The organism is Streptococcus agalactiae ATCC 13813 (assembly GCF_000186445.1).
In the GTDB taxonomy this organism is placed as follows: domain Bacteria; phylum Bacillota; class Bacilli; order Lactobacillales; family Streptococcaceae; genus Streptococcus; species Streptococcus agalactiae.
Genome location: NZ_GL636070.1, coordinates 307,070 through 326,122, shown reverse-complemented (window position 1 = coordinate 326,122; position 19,053 = coordinate 307,070). Strand labels below are relative to the sequence as shown.

The following is a 19,053-nucleotide window of genomic DNA, read 5'->3' as shown; positions in this document are numbered from 1 at the left end:
TTTTATTTTCATCATTATTAAATGCCTCCCTCAAAAGTTGCTTCTGCAGTTTGTGTAGCAAGGCAAGTAGAAAAATCAACAATTCCTTCATGAGATGATGTTACAACTTTATCAACAAGGTCATCTACATGTTCAAACATCGTTCTAGATAAAACAGCTTCCATTAACATTGAAAGGTTCAAACCCGATAAAACTTTTATCTTTTTATCTGTATATTCTACTGATAAGGCGGAAGAAACATTGAAAGGAGTCCCACCTAGCAAATCAGTCAATACTAAAATTTCTTTGAAATCGATAACCTCTCTTTGCAAAGCAACTCTAACATCATTAGAAGACATGCCTGCAATAAAGTTAATACCAACAACATATTCCTGATGCCCGGCAATAAGTTCTAAAGAGCTTAAAATACCATCTGGAAAGTTGCCGTGTGCTACAATAATAATTTTTATCATATTTTCTCCTCTTGAGTTTACCGGTTTACTTTTATAATCATATTATAGCGCTTTCATTTTTAGGTGTCAACATCTTTTTTCTATTTTTTGAGCAGTTTACTTGATTTTTTATAATGATGTCTTTTTTATCTTTAAGAATTATAACTTAGATAAAGCTTTATTATATGTGTCGCCAAGTTTTATAGGAGAAGAACTCTATAGTTGACAAAACCGGTTTACTTTGTTACTATTCATGTAAACAGGTTTACTCCCTGAATTTTTTTACGGAGGTCATATTATGACTGAACAATTCTTAAAAGACAACTTTTCACTAGAAGGTAAAGTCGCCTTAATAACAGGTGCTTCTTACGGCATTGGTTTTTCAATAGCAACTGCTTTTGCTAGAGCTGGAGCAACTATTGTCTTCAATGATATTAAGCAGGAACTCGTTGACAAAGGCATCTCCGCCTATAAAAAACTTGGCATTAAGGCCCATGGCTATGTTTGTGATGTTACAGATGAAGATGGAATCAACGAAATGGTGAACAAAATTTCTCAAGATGTTGGGGTAATTGATATTCTAGTTAACAACGCAGGTATTATAAAACGCACCCCTATGCTAGAAATGAGCGCTGCAGATTTTCGACAAGTTATTGATATTGATTTGAATGCTCCCTTTATCGTATCAAAAGCGGTATTACCTGGAATGATCCAAAAAGGACATGGTAAAATCATCAATATTTGCTCTATGATGAGTGAGCTTGGACGCGAAACAGTTGCTGCCTATGCTGCTGCCAAAGGGGGACTTAAAATGTTAACCAAGAACATCGCTTCTGAATACGGTTCTGCTAACATCCAATGTAACGGTATCGGGCCCGGCTATATTGCCACACCACAAACAGCTCCCCTTCGTGAACGTCAAGATGATGGTTCACGCCATCCATTCGACCAATTTATCATCGCTAAAACACCTGCCGCTCGCTGGGGTGAGGCAGAAGATTTAGGTGCACCAGCTATCTTCCTTGCTAGCGATGCATCAAACTTTATCAATGGTCACATACTCTATGTAGATGGCGGTATTTTAGCTTACATCGGTAAACAACCTCAATAATAAAGGAGTAATATAAATGAAAATTGCATTAATCAACGAAAATAGCCAAGCGAGTAAAAATACTATTATCTACAAAGAATTGAAAGCGGTTTCTGATGAAAAAGGATTTGAAGTTTTCAACTACGGAATGTATGGCAAAGAAGAAGAAGAAAGCCAGCTAACTTATGTACAAAATGGTTTACTGACTGCTATTTTACTTAATAGCGGTGCTGCAGATTTTGTTATTACAGGCTGTGGGACAGGAATTGGAGCGATGCTTGCTTGTAATAGTTTTCCTGGCGTAGTCTGTGGATTCGCTGCTGATCCTGTCGACGCTTACTTATTCTCTCAAGTAAACGGAGGAAATGCTCTTTCTCTTCCTTTTGCTAAAGGATTTGGCTGGGGAGCTGAATTGAATCTGAGATATTTATTTGAACGTCTTTTCGAAGATGAAAAAGGAGGGGGATACCCTAAAGAGAGGGCTGTGCCTGAGCAACGCAACGCACGTATCCTTAGCGAAGTAAAACAGATTACTTACAGAGATTTACTCTCTGTTTTAAAAGAAATTGATCAAGATTTCTTAAAGGAAACCATTTCTGGGGAGCATTTCCAAGAATATTTCTTCGCTAATTGCCAAAATCAAAATATAGCAGACTACTTGAAATCTGTCTTAGACTAAAGCGTCTGTTTTAGAAAGGACTTTTATGTCTAAGATTCTTTTTTTCGGTGAACCTCTCATTCGCATCACTCCCAAAGAAAATGACTATTTTGCAGATAGTATCTCAACTAAACTATTCTACGGTGGCTCTGAGGTTAATATCGCAAGAGCTCTACAAGGCTTTGGGCAAGATACTAAACTCCTCTCAGCCTTACCCAATAATCCCATAGGTAATAGTTTTCTTCAATTTTTAAAAGCACAGGGTATTGATACTCATTCTATTCAGTGGGTTGGAGAACGTGTTGGGTTATATTTCTTAGAAAATTCCTTTGCTTGCAGAAAAGGTGAGGTGGTCTATGACCGCGATCATAGTAGTTTACATGACTTTAGGATAAACCAAATTGATTTCGATCAATTATTTGAAGGAGTTTCTCTCTTTCATTTTAGTGGCATTACACTATCATTGGATGAGTCTATTCAAGAGATAACATTGCTTCTTTTAAAAGAAGCTAAAAAAAGAGAGATAACAATCTCCTTAGATCTCAATTTTCGCAGTAAACTAATTTCTCCTAAAAATGCCAAAATCCTTTTTTCTCAGTTCGCTACCTTTGCGGATATTTGTTTCGGTATTGAACCTCTTATGGTTGACTCACAGGACACTACCTTCTTCAATCGCGATGAAGCTACAATAGAGGACATCAAAGAACGAATGATTTCTCTTATAAATCACTTTGACTTTCAAGTCATTTTCCATACTAAACGTCTACAGGATGAATGGGGACGAAATCACTACCAAGCTTACATAGCAAATCGTAAACAAGAGTTTGTCACTTCAAAAGAAATCACCACAGCTGTAAACCAGAGAATTGGAAGCGGAGATGCTTTTGTGGCTGGAGCGCTATATCAACTACTTCAGCACTCAGACAGCAAGACAGTCATTAATTTCGCTGTCGCTAGTGCATCTTTAAAATGTGCTTTGGAAGGGGACAATATGTTTGAGACCGTTGCCGCAGTTAACAAAGTACTAAATCAATCGAAAGACATTATTCGTTAAAAGGGAGAATTATGATAAAATCAAAGATTTTATTGCAATTAATGCAAGGAAAAATAGTTGCTGTCATTCGTGGAAATAGCCAAGAAGAAGCTTTTCAAGCTGCTCAAGCATGCATAAAAGGTGGTATTTCTGCTATCGAAATCGCCTATACTAATAGCAAAGCTAGCCAAGTCATTGAACAACTAGTCACACAATATACTAACCAAGAACAAGTTGTCGTTGGGGCAGGGACTGTTCTAGACTCAGAAACTGCCCGAATGGCTATTTTAGCAGGAGCAAAGTTTATTGTATCTCCCGCATTTAATCTACAGACTGCTAAACTATGTAATCGTTATGCTATTCCTTATTTACCAGGTTGCATGACCTTATCAGAGATAACAACAGCACTTGAAGCTGGTTGTGAAATAATTAAAATATTCCCAGGAGGTACTCTAGGAACATCTTTTATCTCATCACTAAAAGCACCTTTACCTCAAGTACAAATTATGGTGACTGGTGGGGTAAATCTCACAAATGCCAAAGACTGGTTTCTATCTGGAGTAACAGCCATTGGTATTGGTGGAGAGTTCAATAAACTAGCAGCTTTGGGGGAATTTGATAAAATCACAGAAATGGCTAAACAATACAAAATACAGCTAAATCTGAATTAACACAATAAAAAGACAAGGCACCCCCACACCTCAATCATGAGACAGAAGAAAAGAACTTTTATAAAGCCATTTTTCTGTAGTACCGTTTATCTTAATCAGACTCATTATCTCGATTTTCTTATCAGACCGAGATAATTTTTAGCTAATCTTCCTGTAGACATAACCGTTCTACTTCCGACAACTGATCCATGTCTTCACCAAAGATATACTACTTGCCCGCAGATTGATATAAGTAGTGAAGCTCATCATTCTCATATCATTTCAGCAAATAATAGATTTGATATCATTTTTATATCCAAAAACTTAGCAATGACCTATCAGGCTTACCCGCTTTTCCTATCTCAACACAGGCTAACTTAGCTCCTATCAAATACATTTTTTAAACATAATTAAAAACATTTCTGATTATAGTTTATTAGATTTCAACAGAAGTATTTTTCCTGCGTCTCAGCTTTTGGGTGTACCGTTATTTTGAAGTTTTGATAGTTGAGTGATATCATTAATAGTCATTTTTTAGACATTCTAAACCTCCTTTCTAATTTGACCGATTTTATTTTTTATAACGACTCGTTTTACTGTTATATCTCTTTATAATCACCTATTTAAATAGACGCATTTAAAATCAAAATTAATCCAAGATTTTTATTGAAAAACATTTTTTAATATGTTATTATTTATTTATTAATAAATGAGGAGGTTTTTAAAAAATGAAGAAAAAAAGATTAAAATTAACTTGTGTTTTATCATTTGCTGTAGCTTCAACATTATTCAACCTATCTGATTTAAATATATCATATGCTAATCAAAATAATATTCAAGAAACTAATCTAGTTGAAAAAAACAGTGAAGATAAGTTTATTCAAGAGTTAAATAGGTATAAAACAGAGATACCAAATTTCAAAGGTTTTAATGTTTGGATTTTAGGTGATAAAGGTTATTACAAAAACCTTATCAATTTAGAAGAAATTAAAAATATCCAAGCTACATTAAAAAAAGAAAGAAATGAAGAATATGTCTTTGTCAAATTAAATGGGAAAATCGCACATGATACAACAGTATTCTTGATGAATAAAAAACATAAATTACTTAAAAATATAGAGGAATTTAAGACGATAACCCAAAAAAGGCTAACTGAGAGAGGAAAGTTCCCATATGATACCGTTCATTCTACGTTTGAAATTAAGGATGAAAACTTTATCATGGAAAGATTGAAATCATCAGGGTTATCTATGGGTAAACCAGTTGATTATATGGGCGTAAATGGTATCCCTATTTACACTAAAACATTATCTATAGATAATAAGTTTGCCTTTGAAAATAATTCAAAAGATTCTTCATATTCTTCAAACATTAATATTAGTGAAGATAAAATAAAAGAAAATGACCAAAAAATTCTAGATTTAATAGTTAAATCTGGAGCTAATAATCAAAACTTAACAGATGAAGAAAAAGTAATTGCTTTCACTAAATATATAGGTGAAATAACTAATTATGACAATGAAGCTTACAGAGCTAGAAATGTCGACACAGAATATTACAGAGCTTCAGATTTATTTTCTGTAACAGAAAGAAAACTTGCTATGTGCGTTGGCTATAGTGTAACAGCCGCTAGGGCATTTAATATTATGGGGATACCTAGTTATGTCGTTTCTGGTAAAAGTCCTCAAGGAATATCTCATGCAGCTGTGAGAGCGTATTATAATAGAAGTTGGCATATCATAGATATCACAGCCAGTACATATTGGAAAAATGGTAATTACAAAACAACGTATTCCGATTTTATTAAAGAATACTGTATAGATGGTTATGACGTTTATGATCCCGCAAAAACAAATAATAGATTTAAAGTTAAGTATATGGAATCAAATGAAGCGTTTGAAAATTGGATACATAATAATGGAAGCAAATCTATGTTATTTATTAATGAATCTGCAGCTCTAAAAGATAAAAAACCAAAAGATGATTTTGTACCAGTAACAGAAAAAGAAAAAAACGAGCTGATAGATAAGTATAAAAAATTATTGTCACAGATTCCTGAAAACACACAAAATCCAGGAGAAAAAAACATAAGAGATTATTTGAAAAATGAATATGAAGAAATATTAAAGAAAGATAATTTATTTGAGCATGAACATGCAGAATTTAAAGAAAGTCTAAATTTAAATGAATCATTCTACCTACAATTAAAGAAAGAAGAAAAGAAACCGAGTGATAATCTCAAAAAAGAAGAAAAACCAAGAGAAAATTCAGTAAAAGAGAGGGAGACTCCAGCTGAAAACAATGATTTTGTTTCAGTAACAGAAAAAAACAACTTGATTGATAAATATAAAGAATTATTATCAAAAATCCCAGAGAATACACAAAATCCTGGGGAAAAGAATATACGAAATTATCTAGAGAAAGAATATGAAGAACTACTACAAAAAGATAAATTATTCAAGCATGAGTACACAGAGTTTACAAAAAGTCTAAATTTGAATGAAACATTCTATTCACAATTAAAAGAAGGAGAAATGAAACTAAGTGAAAATCCCGAAAAAGGAGAAACGAACACGAATTAACCTTTCAAATATCTACATCAAATAACAGAAGTCTCTGTATCAAGCGAATTGTAGCTTTTTTGAATATACTAAAAACACTCCTACCTCTATTTTACTAGAAGTAGGAGTGTTTTTTCATTTTAGTTCATAGATGCAGTGTCATTGCTATCCTTGCCTTTTTTTGTACAGTATTATCCGATGACTTTAAAGCGGTCATCATCATTCATGAATTCTTTTTCTCCTGTTTCAGCTTCGATTGAACCAAAATTTAGTTGTCCACGAAGTTTCCAACTAGCTGAAACACCATAAACAGCTTGTACTGATGCATCAATAACTGGATTGTAATGTTGTAAATTACCACCAAGTCCAAGTTCTGCAGAAAGGGCTGTCCAAGTATTTACTGAGGCAATACCTGTTGATTGCTCAGACCAAACTGGAAAGTTATCCGCATAAAGAACGAATTGTTCTTGAAGAGATTTGACAACATCTTGATCTTCAAAGAAGAGTACTGTTCCCTTTGAAGCTCCAAAACTAGCTAATTTTTCCTTAGTTCCAGCAATAGCTGTCTCTGGAGCACCTTGTACTTTCATTGTTTCTACCAAATCATTAGCAACCAATTCATCCCAGAACTTAGTAACTTCATCATTCAATAAAATGACAACACGGGAAGTTTGACTATTAAAAGCAGATGGGGATTGGCGAACTGCCTCTTTAATAATCTCTACTATTTTCTCATCAGAAACTTCTGTATTGCGACCAAGAGCGTAAATAGAGCGACGGTTTTTTAATTCTTCCAAAAATGACATATTTTTTCTCCTTGTTCTTCAATCTCAGATATCTTACTACATTTGTTCTAGCGACATATGAATTAGATTAAAGTTATTTATTACTATGTAGTAATTATATTACCACTATATCGTAAAGTCAAAGAATGTGACTCACAAGGTTTTAAATTTTTTTAAAAGGTTAATCAAGTCTTCTTGCTCTGTTTCTGTTAAGACTGAAAAAGCATCTTCTACACGTTTAATATGCTCTGGTAGAGCTTTTTTTATCACTTCTTCTCCTTCAGTTGTTAAACTCACCAAAAAGGCTCTCTTATCATTCGGACAAGAATGGCGTAATACCCATCCCTTTTTTTCCATATTTTTAATAACAACAGTCATATTACCTGATGTAGCAAGCATATTTTCAATCAATTCTCCAATTTTCATTGTGCCTTTAGCATAGAGAACATCCAAAACTGCAAACTGAGTTGGTGTTAATTCAAATTCTTTAAATGATTCTGAGACTTTTCCGTCTATTGTTCTAAATGCTTTTCGCATGACAACCATAGATTTAACCGCTGAATTTTTAAAGTTTCCCATTTCATCTCCCAAACGTATTTTTTCTTATTTTATCACTAATTAGTTATTTCAAGCAAGAATATCATCTTTGCCCTATCAAAAGCAGCTGGCAAATAATAAGGTTGAGTAACTACTCAACCTTATTGGTTAGAAGAAATCATCAAAAAGACTCAACTGATTGTCTTCTGGTAAATTTCCCAAAATACCCATCTCATCAAATTTTTCAACTAAGGTACTTGAGACTCCTCCTCGTTTACGAAGCTCTGTTTTTGATAAAAATTCACCATCTTCACGTGCTCGAACTATCTGTTTTGCAACGTTTTCTCCCAAGCCTTCCATAGCAACAAATGGAGGGATTAGCGTATCCTCTTCAATAATAAAGTCAGTCGCATGGCTACGATAAAGATCTAATTTCCCAAATTTAAAGCCACGCTCAAGCATTTCATTAACCAACTCTAATGTCGTAAAAAGATCATTTTCGACATTCGTCGCCTCATTACGCTGACGCTTCTCAGTGATATCCTTCATGCGCGCCTTAACGGCATCAAGTCCAGCACTCATTGTGCGTAATTCAAAAGCTTTGGCGCGTATAGAAAAATAAGCACAATAATAAAATATTGGATAATGTACTTTAAAGTACGCCACACGTAATGCCATTAAAACATAGGCTGCTGCATGGGCTTTAGGGAACATATACTTGATTTTTCCACACGATTCAATATACCAATCCGGGACATTATTATCACGCATTGCTTGGATATAACCGTTACGCTCATCTTCTGAAATTTTCAACCATAACCCCTTACGCACGCGCTCCATGATTGTAAAGGCCATCTTTGGTTGTAGACCAGCGTGCATTAAATAAACCATGATGTCATCACGACAACCAATAACAGTTGATAAGGTAGCAATACCTTCCTTGATTAAGTCTTGAGCATTACCTAACCAAACATCCGTACCATGTGATAGCCCTGACAGTTGCAACAATTCTGCAAATGTGGTTGGATGGGTTTCGTTCACCATACCACGAACAAAGTTCGTACCAAACTCTGGAATACCAAGCATTCCTGTAGGAGTTCCAATTTGCTCTTCTGTCACTCCTAAAACTTCCGTACCAGAAAATAACTTCATAACGTCTGGATCATCTGGAAGGATATTTGATGGATCAATTCCTGATAAATCCTGAAGTTTACGAATCATAGTAGGATCATCATGTCCTAGAATATCTAACTTTAAGACATTCTCATCAATATCATGGAAATTGAAGTGAGTTGTCTGCCAAGCAGCTGTCATATCATCTGCTGGATATTGAACCGGAGTAAAATCATAAACATCCATATAGTTAGGGATAACAACAATACCACCGGGGTGTTGACCTGTAGAACGTTTAACTCCCGCAGCACCAGTCGCTAACCGTTCGACCTCTGCATCGTTATAAAATTTATTGTAATCTCGTTCGTAACCTTTGACAAAACCAAAAGCAGTTTTTTCAGCTACGGTACCTACCGTTCCTGCACGAAAAGCATATTCTTCTCCAAAGATATCACGAACATCTAAGTGAGCAGAAGGTTGATCATCTCCAGAGAAATTTAGATCAATATCAGGAACCTTATCTCCATCAAATCCTAAGAAAGTTTCAAATGGAATATCCTGTCCATCTTTCTTGTACAAAGTACCACATTTAGGACAATTTTTATTTGGTAAATCATAGCCTGAACCACAAGAACCATCTGTGATAAATTCAGAATGCTGACAATTTGGGCAAACATAATGAGGTGGCATTGGATTAACTTCAGTAATTCCTATCATGGTCGCTACAAAACTCGACCCAACAGACCCACGTGATCCTACTAGATAACCACGTTCATTAGAACGTTGCACCAACATTTGCGAAGCAAGATAGATAACGGCAAATCCATTACCAAGTATAGATGCTAACTCTTTTTCGATACGTAAATCAATAATATCAGGAAGAGGATTACCATATATTTCGAATGCTTTAGCATAAGTTAATTCAGCAACTCGTTCTTCAGCACGATCAACAAACGGGGTATAGAGATCCCCTTTTACAACTTCAACGTCTTCAAATCGATCTGCAAAAGTATTCGTATTGGTTACAACGATCTCATAGGCTAAATCTTTACCAAGAAAGGCAAATTCATCTAACATCTCATTTGTTGTGCGGAAATGTGCTTTTGGCAAAGGCGCTGGCTGAGCATCCTCCCCACGACCTATAGTCCTATTAATCATGGCACCTTGTCCAAGACTACGAACAATAATCTCACGGTAAATCTCATCTTCAGGCTCAATATAATGAACATTTCCCGTAGCTAAAACAGGCTTATCTAAACGCCGACCGACCTCTATTAGGTCTCTAATAATTTGTTGAATCCCCGCCTCATCTTTAATTAAATCACGTACCACCAAGGGGCGATAAATAGCAGGTGGCATGACTTCAATAAAATCATAATATTTAGCTAGGGTCACTGCTGCATCAATTCCATTTGATAACAAGGCATCAAAAACTTCCCCATCAGAACAGGCAGTACCTAGCAAGAGACCTTCTCTGTGAGCATCTAAAACTGACCTAGGAATTCTTGCCACTCCTTCAAAATATTTAACATTTGAAAGGCTAACTAACTTAAATATATTTTTAAGTCCAACCTGATTTTGGACATAAATGGTTGCATGCTTTATGCGTGCCTTTTTGTAAGAGTCTTCAGCTACCAATTTAGTATTGAGCTCCATCAAATTAGTCACATCACGATTTTCCCGCGCCTCTTTTAAGAAAATAAAGAGTAAGCGACCCGTTGCTTCAGCATCGTAGTTGGCCATATGATGATGTTCCAAAGCAACTTGGAAACGTTTGGTTAGAGGCCCCAAACCATGACGCTTATATTCAGGATAAAGATTTCTTGCAAATTCTAAGGTATCAATGACCGGCTGTGTGATCAAAGGCAGATTATGACGTTCATAATTCGCATTCATAAAACCAACGTCAAAGGTTGCATTATGCGCAACTAAAACCGTACCTTGACAAAAATTCTGAAATTCCTGAAGGACTTGTAAAATAGGTTTTGAACCTCTGACATGATTATCCGTAATACCTGTCAACTCAGTTGTAAAGGCAGAAAGAGGATGGCCTGGGTCAATAAACTCATCAAATTGCTCAATAATATTACCCTTGAACATTTTTGATGCTGCAATCTGAATTAGGTCATTATTAGCTGCAGAAAGACCTGTAGTTTCCACATCAAATACAACATAAGTTGCTTCGTGCAAATTCATATCAACTTCGTTGTAGGAAATAGGCACTTTATCTTCAACAATATTTGCCTCTAATCCAAAAATTGCTTTTATACCTGCTTTTTTTGCTCTGTGGTAGCCGTGCGGAAAACTTTGAACATTGGCATGGTCAGTAATTGCAATAGCTGGGTGTCCCCACTTAGCTGCAGTATCAATGAGGCTCTCGACAGTTGGTAAAGCATCCATCGTTGACATATTGGTATGAGCATGAAATTCCACACGTTTTTGATCTGCTGGCATTAAGTCTTTACGTTCATGATGCACAATCTCTTTGATATCTTGAACATTCATTGTCAAAGATTTAGTAAAGTTATTGTTCTCAATATTCCCTCTGACTCGCAACCACGAACCTTTAGAAATCATATCGTACTTCTTCAATTCTTCATCATCTTTAGCCCACTTTTGCATAGCAAAACTTGAGGTATAATCAGTCATCTTAAAATTAATGATATGACGTCCAGTGCGGGTTGTTTTTCGTTCAACACTAAAAACCATTCCTTCAAAAACGATACGATTTTCTTCTGTTGTCACCTCAATCATGGGTGTAATCTCTGCTTTTTCAAAGCCAGCTTGACGTTGTTTGATACGCTCTTTGAAATCATAATTTTGAGTTGGTGTCACTTCTTCTGATGGAGGCGCTGAATCTTCTAGTGATTTTTGTGCTTCCAAGGCTTGCATAGCCTCTTGGTTAGCTTTTTCAAGCAATTGCTCACGATTAGTTTCAAATGATGATTTTAAGTCTTGCGTCATTTGTTCATCAGAAACCATATCAATAGCAAGTTTACCAAATCCAAACAATGAAAATTGTTGTTCCAAACGCGGCAAATGATTCTGACGAAAATGATTATTATTGACAAATTGAGGTGCAGAAATAATCATCTGACTGCCATTGTAATGAACTTTTAATTGTGAAAAAGAACTCTTAAAACTTGCACTATTACACAAGGGTTCACAAAAAGCTTGTTGATAATAATCCTGTAGCAGATCATCAGAAAAATCAATAGTTTCTGCTCTTATATCAAAAGTAGCCTTTATATCTGCTTTTTCAAAACTATTCACTAAACGAGTTTGTAATTCACGATACACCTCAATTGGCAATAATTCTGGAAATGAAAATTGAAATTCCCATAAGCGTGATAGAGAATGAACCTTTACCTCGATAATATCAGCAGACGAAAAAACACTTGAATTCTTAATTTCAAGCGGCATTTCAATCTGATCCATAAGTTTCTTGAACAATTCTGACATAGTTTTCTCCTGAATATCTTACTTCCATTTTATCACATATCTGTAAATATTTCGAGATAACAAAAGGAGGCTGTTAAAAAAGGCATTTATTAGCCTTCTTAACAACACTCTCTTAGCTGAGACTATTTATCATAAGCATCTAGACTGTAGGTTTCAATAATTTGGTTTAATTTACTAGCATAAGCAGTATCTGTCGCATAAAGACCTGTTAGAGCTGCAGTAGCATCCTTATAAGAAGAAGTATTTGATTTCCAAACAGATGCATACTTTTGACTAGATACTAACTCAGCATAATCATATAGTGAAGCAGAATAATTTGGATAGGCGCGAAAAGGAGCTTGGATTTGAGTCATATTGCCTTTCCCATCATCTTCTAAAGTAGGCATTTGGACAGATTTACCTTTATATTCTCCTTTGATGCCAAAGAGGTTATAATTAGGAGCCTTAGACAAATCTGATTGTCCACTGGATGATTCCAAAATAGCTTGTGCTAATAAGACTGACGCATACAAATCATAGGTCTTAGAAATTTCAATAGCTGTTGGGGAAATCGTTTGAATAAAAGTCGTCGTTTGATCCGATGCACTAGTGACTGTCGGTTCGACATTATCATTTTTATAATTGTAAAACCAAACCCCACCCAAACCAAAAACTAATAGTGTTGTTGTTAACCTCAATACCAATTTATCTTTTTTTCGACTTTTCATGATGGCTCCTTTCTAAAATATCATTTCATTATAACAAAAGGCAGTTGCTTTTTACCAATAAGAACCATACTAAATTTCACTCCATATAAAAAAGTTAGCACATCAGACTAACTTTTTTATCGGCTTATTTTTTTGTTAGAATCTCTAAAGTTTCAATTAAGTTATCAGCGTGAACCTCAATCGTATCACCACTTGCTTTAATTTTCACTTCAACGATACCTTCAGAAGCTTTCTTCCCAACAGTTACTCGAATTGGAAGTCCAATTAAGTCACTGTCTGAGAATTTAGAACCAACACGTTCATTACGATCGTCTGTCAGGACTTCATAACCTTTAAGCATCAAATCAGCTTCAATTTTCTCAGTAAGGTCTTGTGACTCTTGATCTTTGACATTGACAGTAATCAAATGTACATCAAATGGGGCTAATTCTTCTGGGAAATTAATCCCCCAAGCAAAGCGATAAGCTCCTTTTGGTGTCTTATTCACAAAAAGTCGGGCATGTTGTTCAATGACAGCTGAGAGAATACGACTAACACCAATACCATAACACCCCATAACAATAGGATTTGAGCGGCCATTTTCATCAAGGATGTTTGCTCCCATACTATCTGAATAACGGGTACCTAGTTTAAAGATATGTCCAATTTCAATACCACGAGCAAATTTCAGAGTACCTTTACCGTCTGGAGAAATCTCCCCTTCTTTTACTTCACGAATATCAACGTATTCAGCTGTGAAATCACGTTCTGGATTAACTCCAGTAAAATGATAACCATCTTGGTTAGCACCAGACACAGCATTAGCAAGGTCTTGAACTTTACGATCAGCAATAATTTTAACAGAGTCAGGTAGGTTAACTGGCCCAAGAGAACCAAAACCTGCACCAAAAATCTCTTTTGCTTGCTCTTCACTTGCAGGCTCTAAGAAATCAGCCGCTAAATAATTTTTTAACTTCACATCATTGACTTGATCGTTACCAACTAGTAAAGCAACCACGGGCTGTTCATCAGCAATAAACAATAGTGTCTTGATAGTTTGATTTTCATCAATTGATAAAAATCCAGCTACCTCATCAATTGATTTGCAGTTAGGAGTTTCTACTTTTGTTACTTCTTCAAAGGTAGCAGCCTTAGTAGATGGTTTGTACTCATTCGTTGCCATCTCAAGGTTAGCAGCATAGCTTGATTCAGTGGAGTATGCAATAGTGTCCTCACCAGAAACTAGCCAAGCCGAGAGTTCTGCCTTAATTTCTTCTAAAACATCCTCTGGAATATCATCAATAGAAGGAATAGTTTTATCAAGAACTAACCAACGATTTAAATCTGTACGATTGGGAGTTACTGCCATAAATTCTTGGCTATCTTTACCTCCCATAGCACCTCCGTCACCTATAATACCTTTAAAGTCAAGTCCAGCACGTGTGAAGATGGCTTCATATGCTTTACGGTAATCTTCGTAAGTGACATCAAGGTCCTCATAATCTTTGTGGAAGCTGTATCCATCTTTCATGATAAATTCACGTGTTCGAAGAAGTCCATTACGAGGACGCTTCTCATCACGATATTTAGACTGAATTTGATAAAGGTTTAGTGGTAACTGCTTATAAGATTTTACTGCGTCACGAACAAGAGTTGTGAAAGTTTCTTCATGAGTTGGTCCTAAGATAAAATCCGATTGATCACGATTCTTTAATTTATAAAGGTCTTCACCATATGTTTCATAGCGCCCAGATTCACGCCATAAATCTGCTGTAAGAAGAGCTGGAGCTAACATTTCAACTGCACCAATCTTCTCAAATTCTTGGCGCATAATTGTTTTAAATTTTTCAATAGTACGGTTAGCTAGAGGCAAATAAGCATAGATTCCAGCCGAAACTTGGCGGACATATCCTGCACGAACCATAAGAGCATGGCTGATAACCTGAGCATCACTTGGCATTTCGCGAAGTGTTGGAATAAGCATTTTACTTTGTTTCATTACAATAAGATACGACTAATCAAAGTTGATTCTTTTTCAATTGAGAATTGCAATTGAAAAATTCGTATTTCCTTTCACGTTTTATTATCTTTTAGAAGAAAGCTCGCATGATATCGTTCCAGGTTACAGCAATCATTAATACTAACATAACTGCTACCCCAGCGAGCGTAATATAAGTTTCTGTTTCTTGTTTAAGTGGTTTGCGACGAATGGCTTCTAAAATATTCATCACTATCTTACCCCCGTCAAGGGCTGGTATAGGGATGAGATTCATAATACCTAAGTTGATAGAGATTAATCCCATTAAGTTGAGAACTGTGACGAAACCATTTTTAGCAGCTTGGCTACTAGCCTGATAGAGAGCTACTGGACCTCCCAATTTATTAATACTAAAATGAGCAATAAGTTTCTTTAATTCATTTAAAATTCTAAAGAAACTTTCCCATGCTAGTTTAAATCCACCTAAAAGCTTGTCTTTAAAGCTTGTCTTTAGAGCTGGCATAATACCGATGATGTAGGATTTATCAACTTTCTGTGGCTTAACGTTGATCGTTTTCACCACCTCTTTGCTCTTAATCTTAAGGGCAAGTTTTTGGTTTTTTTCTAAATGACTAGTTGACTTCTCTACTGCTGCTGTCAACTGTTCCCAGTTAGAAACTTTGTGCGACCCTATTTGTAAAATACGGTCATTATTTTTTAAACCTGCACTAGCAGCAGGACCATTTTCTGATACACGGACCTGATTGGTTGATAAATCTTGAACACCTCCTTGAATAAAAGCAAGTGCAATAAAGACTACAAGACCTAAAATAAAATTATTCATCGGACCTGCAAAATTGGTAATTAAGCGCCCCCATACAGAAGCATTCTGATACTGCACATCTAAGGGAGCAATACGAATTTCAGTACCATCCTCCTCAATGATAGTAGCATCGTGATCAACACTATAGGTTTTTGTCTCACTTAAGACCAATCCTGTGATAGTTAGTTTATCTTCTAAATCATAAGCTGTTACATTGATTGGTAAAGAAGTATTGTCTAATTGTTTTCCTGATAAATTAATACGAGTTACAATGCCTTCTTTATTTAAAGTAAGGCTAGCCGGCGTCCCTGTCTTAATTTCAGTCTTATCATCACCCCAACCAGCCATACGGACATAACCACCTAGCGGTAATATACGAATAGTATAGGTTGTTCCTTCTTTATCAATGTGAGAAAAGATTTTTGGACCCATACCAATAGCAAATTCACGAACAAGAATTCCTGATTTCTTTGCAAAATAGAAATGCCCAAATTCGTGAACAACTACAATGACACCAAAAATAATAATAAAGGTTAAAATTCCTAGCATTCAATTCCTCTCTAAATACAATATATTATTTTAGAATAAGCCAAAGAAGTGCATGATTGGGAAAACAAAAATCATACTATCAAAGCGATCCAAAATCCCCCCATGACCCGGAATCAATTTACCCGAATCTTTAACACCAAAATGACGTTTAATACTACTTTCAACTAAATCTCCAAATTGACCAAAAATGCTAAAGATAGCCACTAAAACTAACATGACTAGGAAGCTATGAGGCGCATAAACGGTCTTATCAAAAAGCATAAAAAAGAAAGCTACCACAATGGCTGAAGCAATCCCTCCCAGACTCCCTTCAATTGTTTTATTTGGAGACACTGAGGGTAGTAGTTTGCGTTGTCCAAATTGACGACCAATCATATAAGCACCGATATCAGTCGCCCAGACAATAAATAAAGCTAACAACACCTTATCTATTCCAGCCATACGAGCACTGACTAGATTTTGAAAGCCAATACCCACATAAAAACTAGACGCAATTGGAAAGGCAGCATCTTCAAAACTGTAAGAATTACTGTTCAAAACAGTACCTGCCAAAATCATAAAAATAACAATACTGTATGCTGATAAACTAGCGTCAACTGGTAAAAAGGACAAATAACTATCTAAAGGAACTGTTAAAACAAAGGCTCCTATCATAGCTAATGCACCTTCAAAGGAAAATATTTCTAAACGACGCATACGAAGTAATTCAGAAACACCAATCATAGCTAAAAGTCCAACTAAAAATTGGAAAGGCAAACCACCCATTACTAAAAAAGGGATAAATATGGCAAGCGCGACAGCTCCCCAAATAACACGTTCTTTCATTTTCTCTCTTCTTTCTATACACTACCAAATCGACGATGGCGTTGATTATAATCCACAATGGCCTTATGTAGTTCGTCTTTTTTAAAATCTGGCCATAAAACGGGAGTAAAGTAAAATTCACTATAAGCTGATTGCCAAGGTAAAAAGTTACTCAAGCGTAACTCTCCACTAGTTCGGATAATCAAATCAGGGTCTCTATAGAGATAGGGTAAGCTATTTGTCATTAAATGATTTGCTACTAAATCCTCTGTAATATCGTCAGGATTCAACTTAGCTTCCAAAACATCCTGAGCAATTTCCTTAATGGCATTAGTGATTTCTGAACGTCCGCCATAATTTAGTGCAAAATTCAAGACGAGCCCCGAATTATGTTTTGTCCTCAAACAAGCGCGTTGCATTGCATCGTATGTTGCCTTAGGTAATTTATGAGTATCTCCGATGACCTGTACACGTACATTATTTTTATCTAACTCTGGTACATATTTATCAAAAAATTCAACCGGGAGGTTCATAATAAACTTAACTTCATCATCTGGACGTGACCAATTTTCTGTAGAAAAGGCATAGACAGTTAGTACTTTAACACCTAATTCTGAAGCTGCTATTGTAACTTCTTGAAGAGCATCCATCCCCGCCTTATGTCCCATAACGCGTGGTTTTAAACGTTTTTTTGCCCAACGTCCGTTACCATCCATGATAATACCAATATGTGCTGGTATTTTCTCCAAAGGCATTTCTACTTGTTTTTTCTTTTAAATATAAACATAATGTTCCTTAATTTAGCAATCGTTTTTCTTATCAGCCCTTTTAAAAGAGCTGGAAATATCCCATACTATAACATTTTACCACATTTTAACTTATTTTTGAGTATTAAAATGCCATTTGTGACAGCAAACTAAAAAGACCAGAACAATCATCTGGTCCTACATATCTTATTCAGTTTCGATGGCTGTTTCTTTATTTTCGTCTTCATTGACTTCAATAATCTTAACATCTTCAACTGGTTCTGTTGGTGTTGCTGCCTTAGAGACAACAGATTTGATAGCTGCCAACTCAAACGTCAAGTAGACACCATCAACATCTAAAACCATTCGTTGTGCTTCAGTATTAACTTCATCAACTACTCCAAAAAGACCACCAATTGTGACAATTTCATCACCTTTTTGAACAGCATTCAATTGTTTTTGACGTTCTTGTGCTTGTTTCTTTTGCTGACGTTGCATGAAGAACATCATACCAACCATAACAACAAGCATAATAATAGGTAAGCTCATTTGATTCTCCTTTCCGTGTTCTACGTAATCATTACTATAGCAAATTTATGCTATATCTGCAAGGAGATACTGTCTCTTAGCCAATAAATTCACGGATTTCTTCTTTTGTCATTTTTGAATCGCACTTCACCTTGATAGTTCCGTTTTTAACAACCATCAAACCTGGCACTGTAGGAATGTCATATTTATTTCGAAAATCTTTATTTGCAGTCCAATGATCAAAATCTTCACTATCTAAATGGAATAATTCAAATTCATCTTCATCAGCTACTTCTACAATTTTAGGAACAAAGAGGTGACAAAATGGACAAGAAATACGACCAATGAACAGTACAAAATCTTGATTTGAATCAATTTTATCTTCAATTTCGGCAGCCGTTATCAAAGTCATGGTTGCCAAAAGTTCTTCAAAAGAATACATAGTTAACCAACTTTCTAAATCTTATATTTAAAGAATAACCTATGATGGCAAAACTTGCAAGGTAAGAGTAACAACGATTCTATCAAAATCATTAACTCACTTCTCGCTTCAAACTATCCTCAAAAATGCTCACTCATATTTAAATGACTCATCAAAAAAACTGAGCATAGCTCAGTT

General features: G+C 35.5%; 16 protein-coding genes. 5 read left to right on the top strand and 11 right to left on the bottom strand.

What is annotated here, in order from left to right; translation table 11 throughout:
• Positions 1 to 17: 17 nt before the first annotated feature.
• Positions 18 to 452, bottom strand: coding sequence for a PTS sugar transporter subunit IIA (locus HMPREF9171_RS111405; RefSeq protein ID WP_000590445.1), 435 nt, complete (start codon positions 450 to 452; stop codon positions 18 to 20).
• 277 nt (positions 453 to 729) lie between these two features.
• On the opposite strand from HMPREF9171_RS111405, the gene dhuD reads away from it, so the two are divergent.
• From dhuD to HMPREF9171_RS0102320, 5 genes are all read left to right on the top strand, one after another.
• Positions 730 to 1,542 carry a monomeric 2-dehydro-3-deoxy-D-gluconate 5-dehydrogenase DhuD gene (gene dhuD / locus HMPREF9171_RS111410; protein ID WP_000139173.1) on the top strand — a complete coding sequence of 271 codons (813 nt, stop codon included), beginning with the start codon at positions 730 to 732 and terminating at the stop codon, positions 1,540 to 1,542.
• Positions 1,543 to 1,558: 16 nt separating this feature from the next.
• Positions 1,559 to 2,200 carry a 5-dehydro-4-deoxy-D-glucuronate isomerase DhuI gene (gene dhuI / locus HMPREF9171_RS111415; protein ID WP_000684790.1) on the top strand — a complete coding sequence of 214 codons (642 nt, stop codon included), beginning with the start codon at positions 1,559 to 1,561 and terminating at the stop codon, positions 2,198 to 2,200.
• A gap of 25 nt (positions 2,201 to 2,225) precedes the next feature.
• Complete coding sequence (locus tag HMPREF9171_RS111420; protein WP_000034936.1) at positions 2,226 to 3,233, top strand: sugar kinase; 1,008 nt, start codon at positions 2,226 to 2,228, stop codon at positions 3,231 to 3,233.
• Between the two features lie 11 nt (positions 3,234 to 3,244).
• A complete protein-coding gene (locus HMPREF9171_RS111425) occupies positions 3,245 to 3,883 on the top strand; it encodes a bifunctional 4-hydroxy-2-oxoglutarate aldolase/2-dehydro-3-deoxy-phosphogluconate aldolase (RefSeq protein ID WP_000597407.1) in 639 nt (212 codons plus the stop codon).
• A gap of 707 nt (positions 3,884 to 4,590) precedes the next feature.
• Positions 4,591 to 6,444, top strand: coding sequence for a hypothetical protein (locus HMPREF9171_RS0102320; protein ID WP_000730228.1), 1,854 nt, complete (start codon positions 4,591 to 4,593; stop codon positions 6,442 to 6,444).
• Between the two features lie 170 nt (positions 6,445 to 6,614).
• Here the strand turns inward: HMPREF9171_RS0102320 and HMPREF9171_RS111430 are convergent, their stop codons facing one another.
• From HMPREF9171_RS111430 to HMPREF9171_RS111475, 10 genes are all read right to left on the bottom strand, one after another.
• Positions 6,615 to 7,229: a nitroreductase family protein gene (locus HMPREF9171_RS111430; protein WP_000008879.1), complete on the bottom strand. Its 615-nt coding sequence runs from the start codon at positions 7,227 to 7,229 to the stop codon at positions 6,615 to 6,617.
• A 132-nt stretch (positions 7,230 to 7,361) separates the two neighbouring features.
• Entirely contained in the window at positions 7,362 to 7,787 is a 426-nt protein-coding gene (locus tag HMPREF9171_RS111435) for a MarR family winged helix-turn-helix transcriptional regulator (RefSeq protein ID WP_000526288.1), read from the bottom strand.
• 126 nt (positions 7,788 to 7,913) lie between these two features.
• Positions 7,914 to 12,320 (bottom strand): PolC-type DNA polymerase III, encoded by a 4,407-nt coding sequence (locus tag HMPREF9171_RS111440; RefSeq protein ID WP_001292145.1) that lies wholly within the window; start codon positions 12,318 to 12,320, stop codon positions 7,914 to 7,916.
• A 122-nt stretch (positions 12,321 to 12,442) separates the two neighbouring features.
• Positions 12,443 to 13,027, bottom strand: coding sequence for a glycoside hydrolase family 73 protein (locus tag HMPREF9171_RS111445; protein WP_000842268.1), 585 nt, complete (start codon positions 13,025 to 13,027; stop codon positions 12,443 to 12,445).
• 124 nt (positions 13,028 to 13,151) lie between these two features.
• Positions 13,152 to 15,005, bottom strand: coding sequence for a proline--tRNA ligase (locus tag HMPREF9171_RS111450; protein WP_000814040.1), 1,854 nt, complete (start codon positions 15,003 to 15,005; stop codon positions 13,152 to 13,154).
• Positions 15,006 to 15,096: 91 nt separating this feature from the next.
• Positions 15,097 to 16,356, bottom strand: coding sequence for an RIP metalloprotease RseP (gene rseP, locus HMPREF9171_RS111455; RefSeq protein WP_000900651.1), 1,260 nt, complete (start codon positions 16,354 to 16,356; stop codon positions 15,097 to 15,099).
• 30 nt (positions 16,357 to 16,386) lie between these two features.
• A complete protein-coding gene (locus HMPREF9171_RS111460) occupies positions 16,387 to 17,181 on the bottom strand; it encodes a phosphatidate cytidylyltransferase (protein ID WP_000664687.1) in 795 nt (264 codons plus the stop codon).
• A gap of 14 nt (positions 17,182 to 17,195) precedes the next feature.
• Entirely contained in the window at positions 17,196 to 17,915 is a 720-nt protein-coding gene (gene uppS / locus HMPREF9171_RS111465) for an undecaprenyl pyrophosphate synthase (protein WP_001127710.1), read from the bottom strand.
• A gap of 198 nt (positions 17,916 to 18,113) precedes the next feature.
• Positions 18,114 to 18,455: a preprotein translocase subunit YajC gene (gene yajC / locus HMPREF9171_RS111470; RefSeq protein WP_000056607.1), complete on the bottom strand. Its 342-nt coding sequence runs from the start codon at positions 18,453 to 18,455 to the stop codon at positions 18,114 to 18,116.
• Positions 18,456 to 18,531: 76 nt separating this feature from the next.
• Positions 18,532 to 18,876, bottom strand: a complete 345-nt coding sequence (locus HMPREF9171_RS111475; protein ID WP_000286789.1) for a DUF6568 family protein — start codon at positions 18,874 to 18,876, stop codon at positions 18,532 to 18,534.
• Positions 18,877 to 19,053 lie beyond the last annotated feature (177 nt).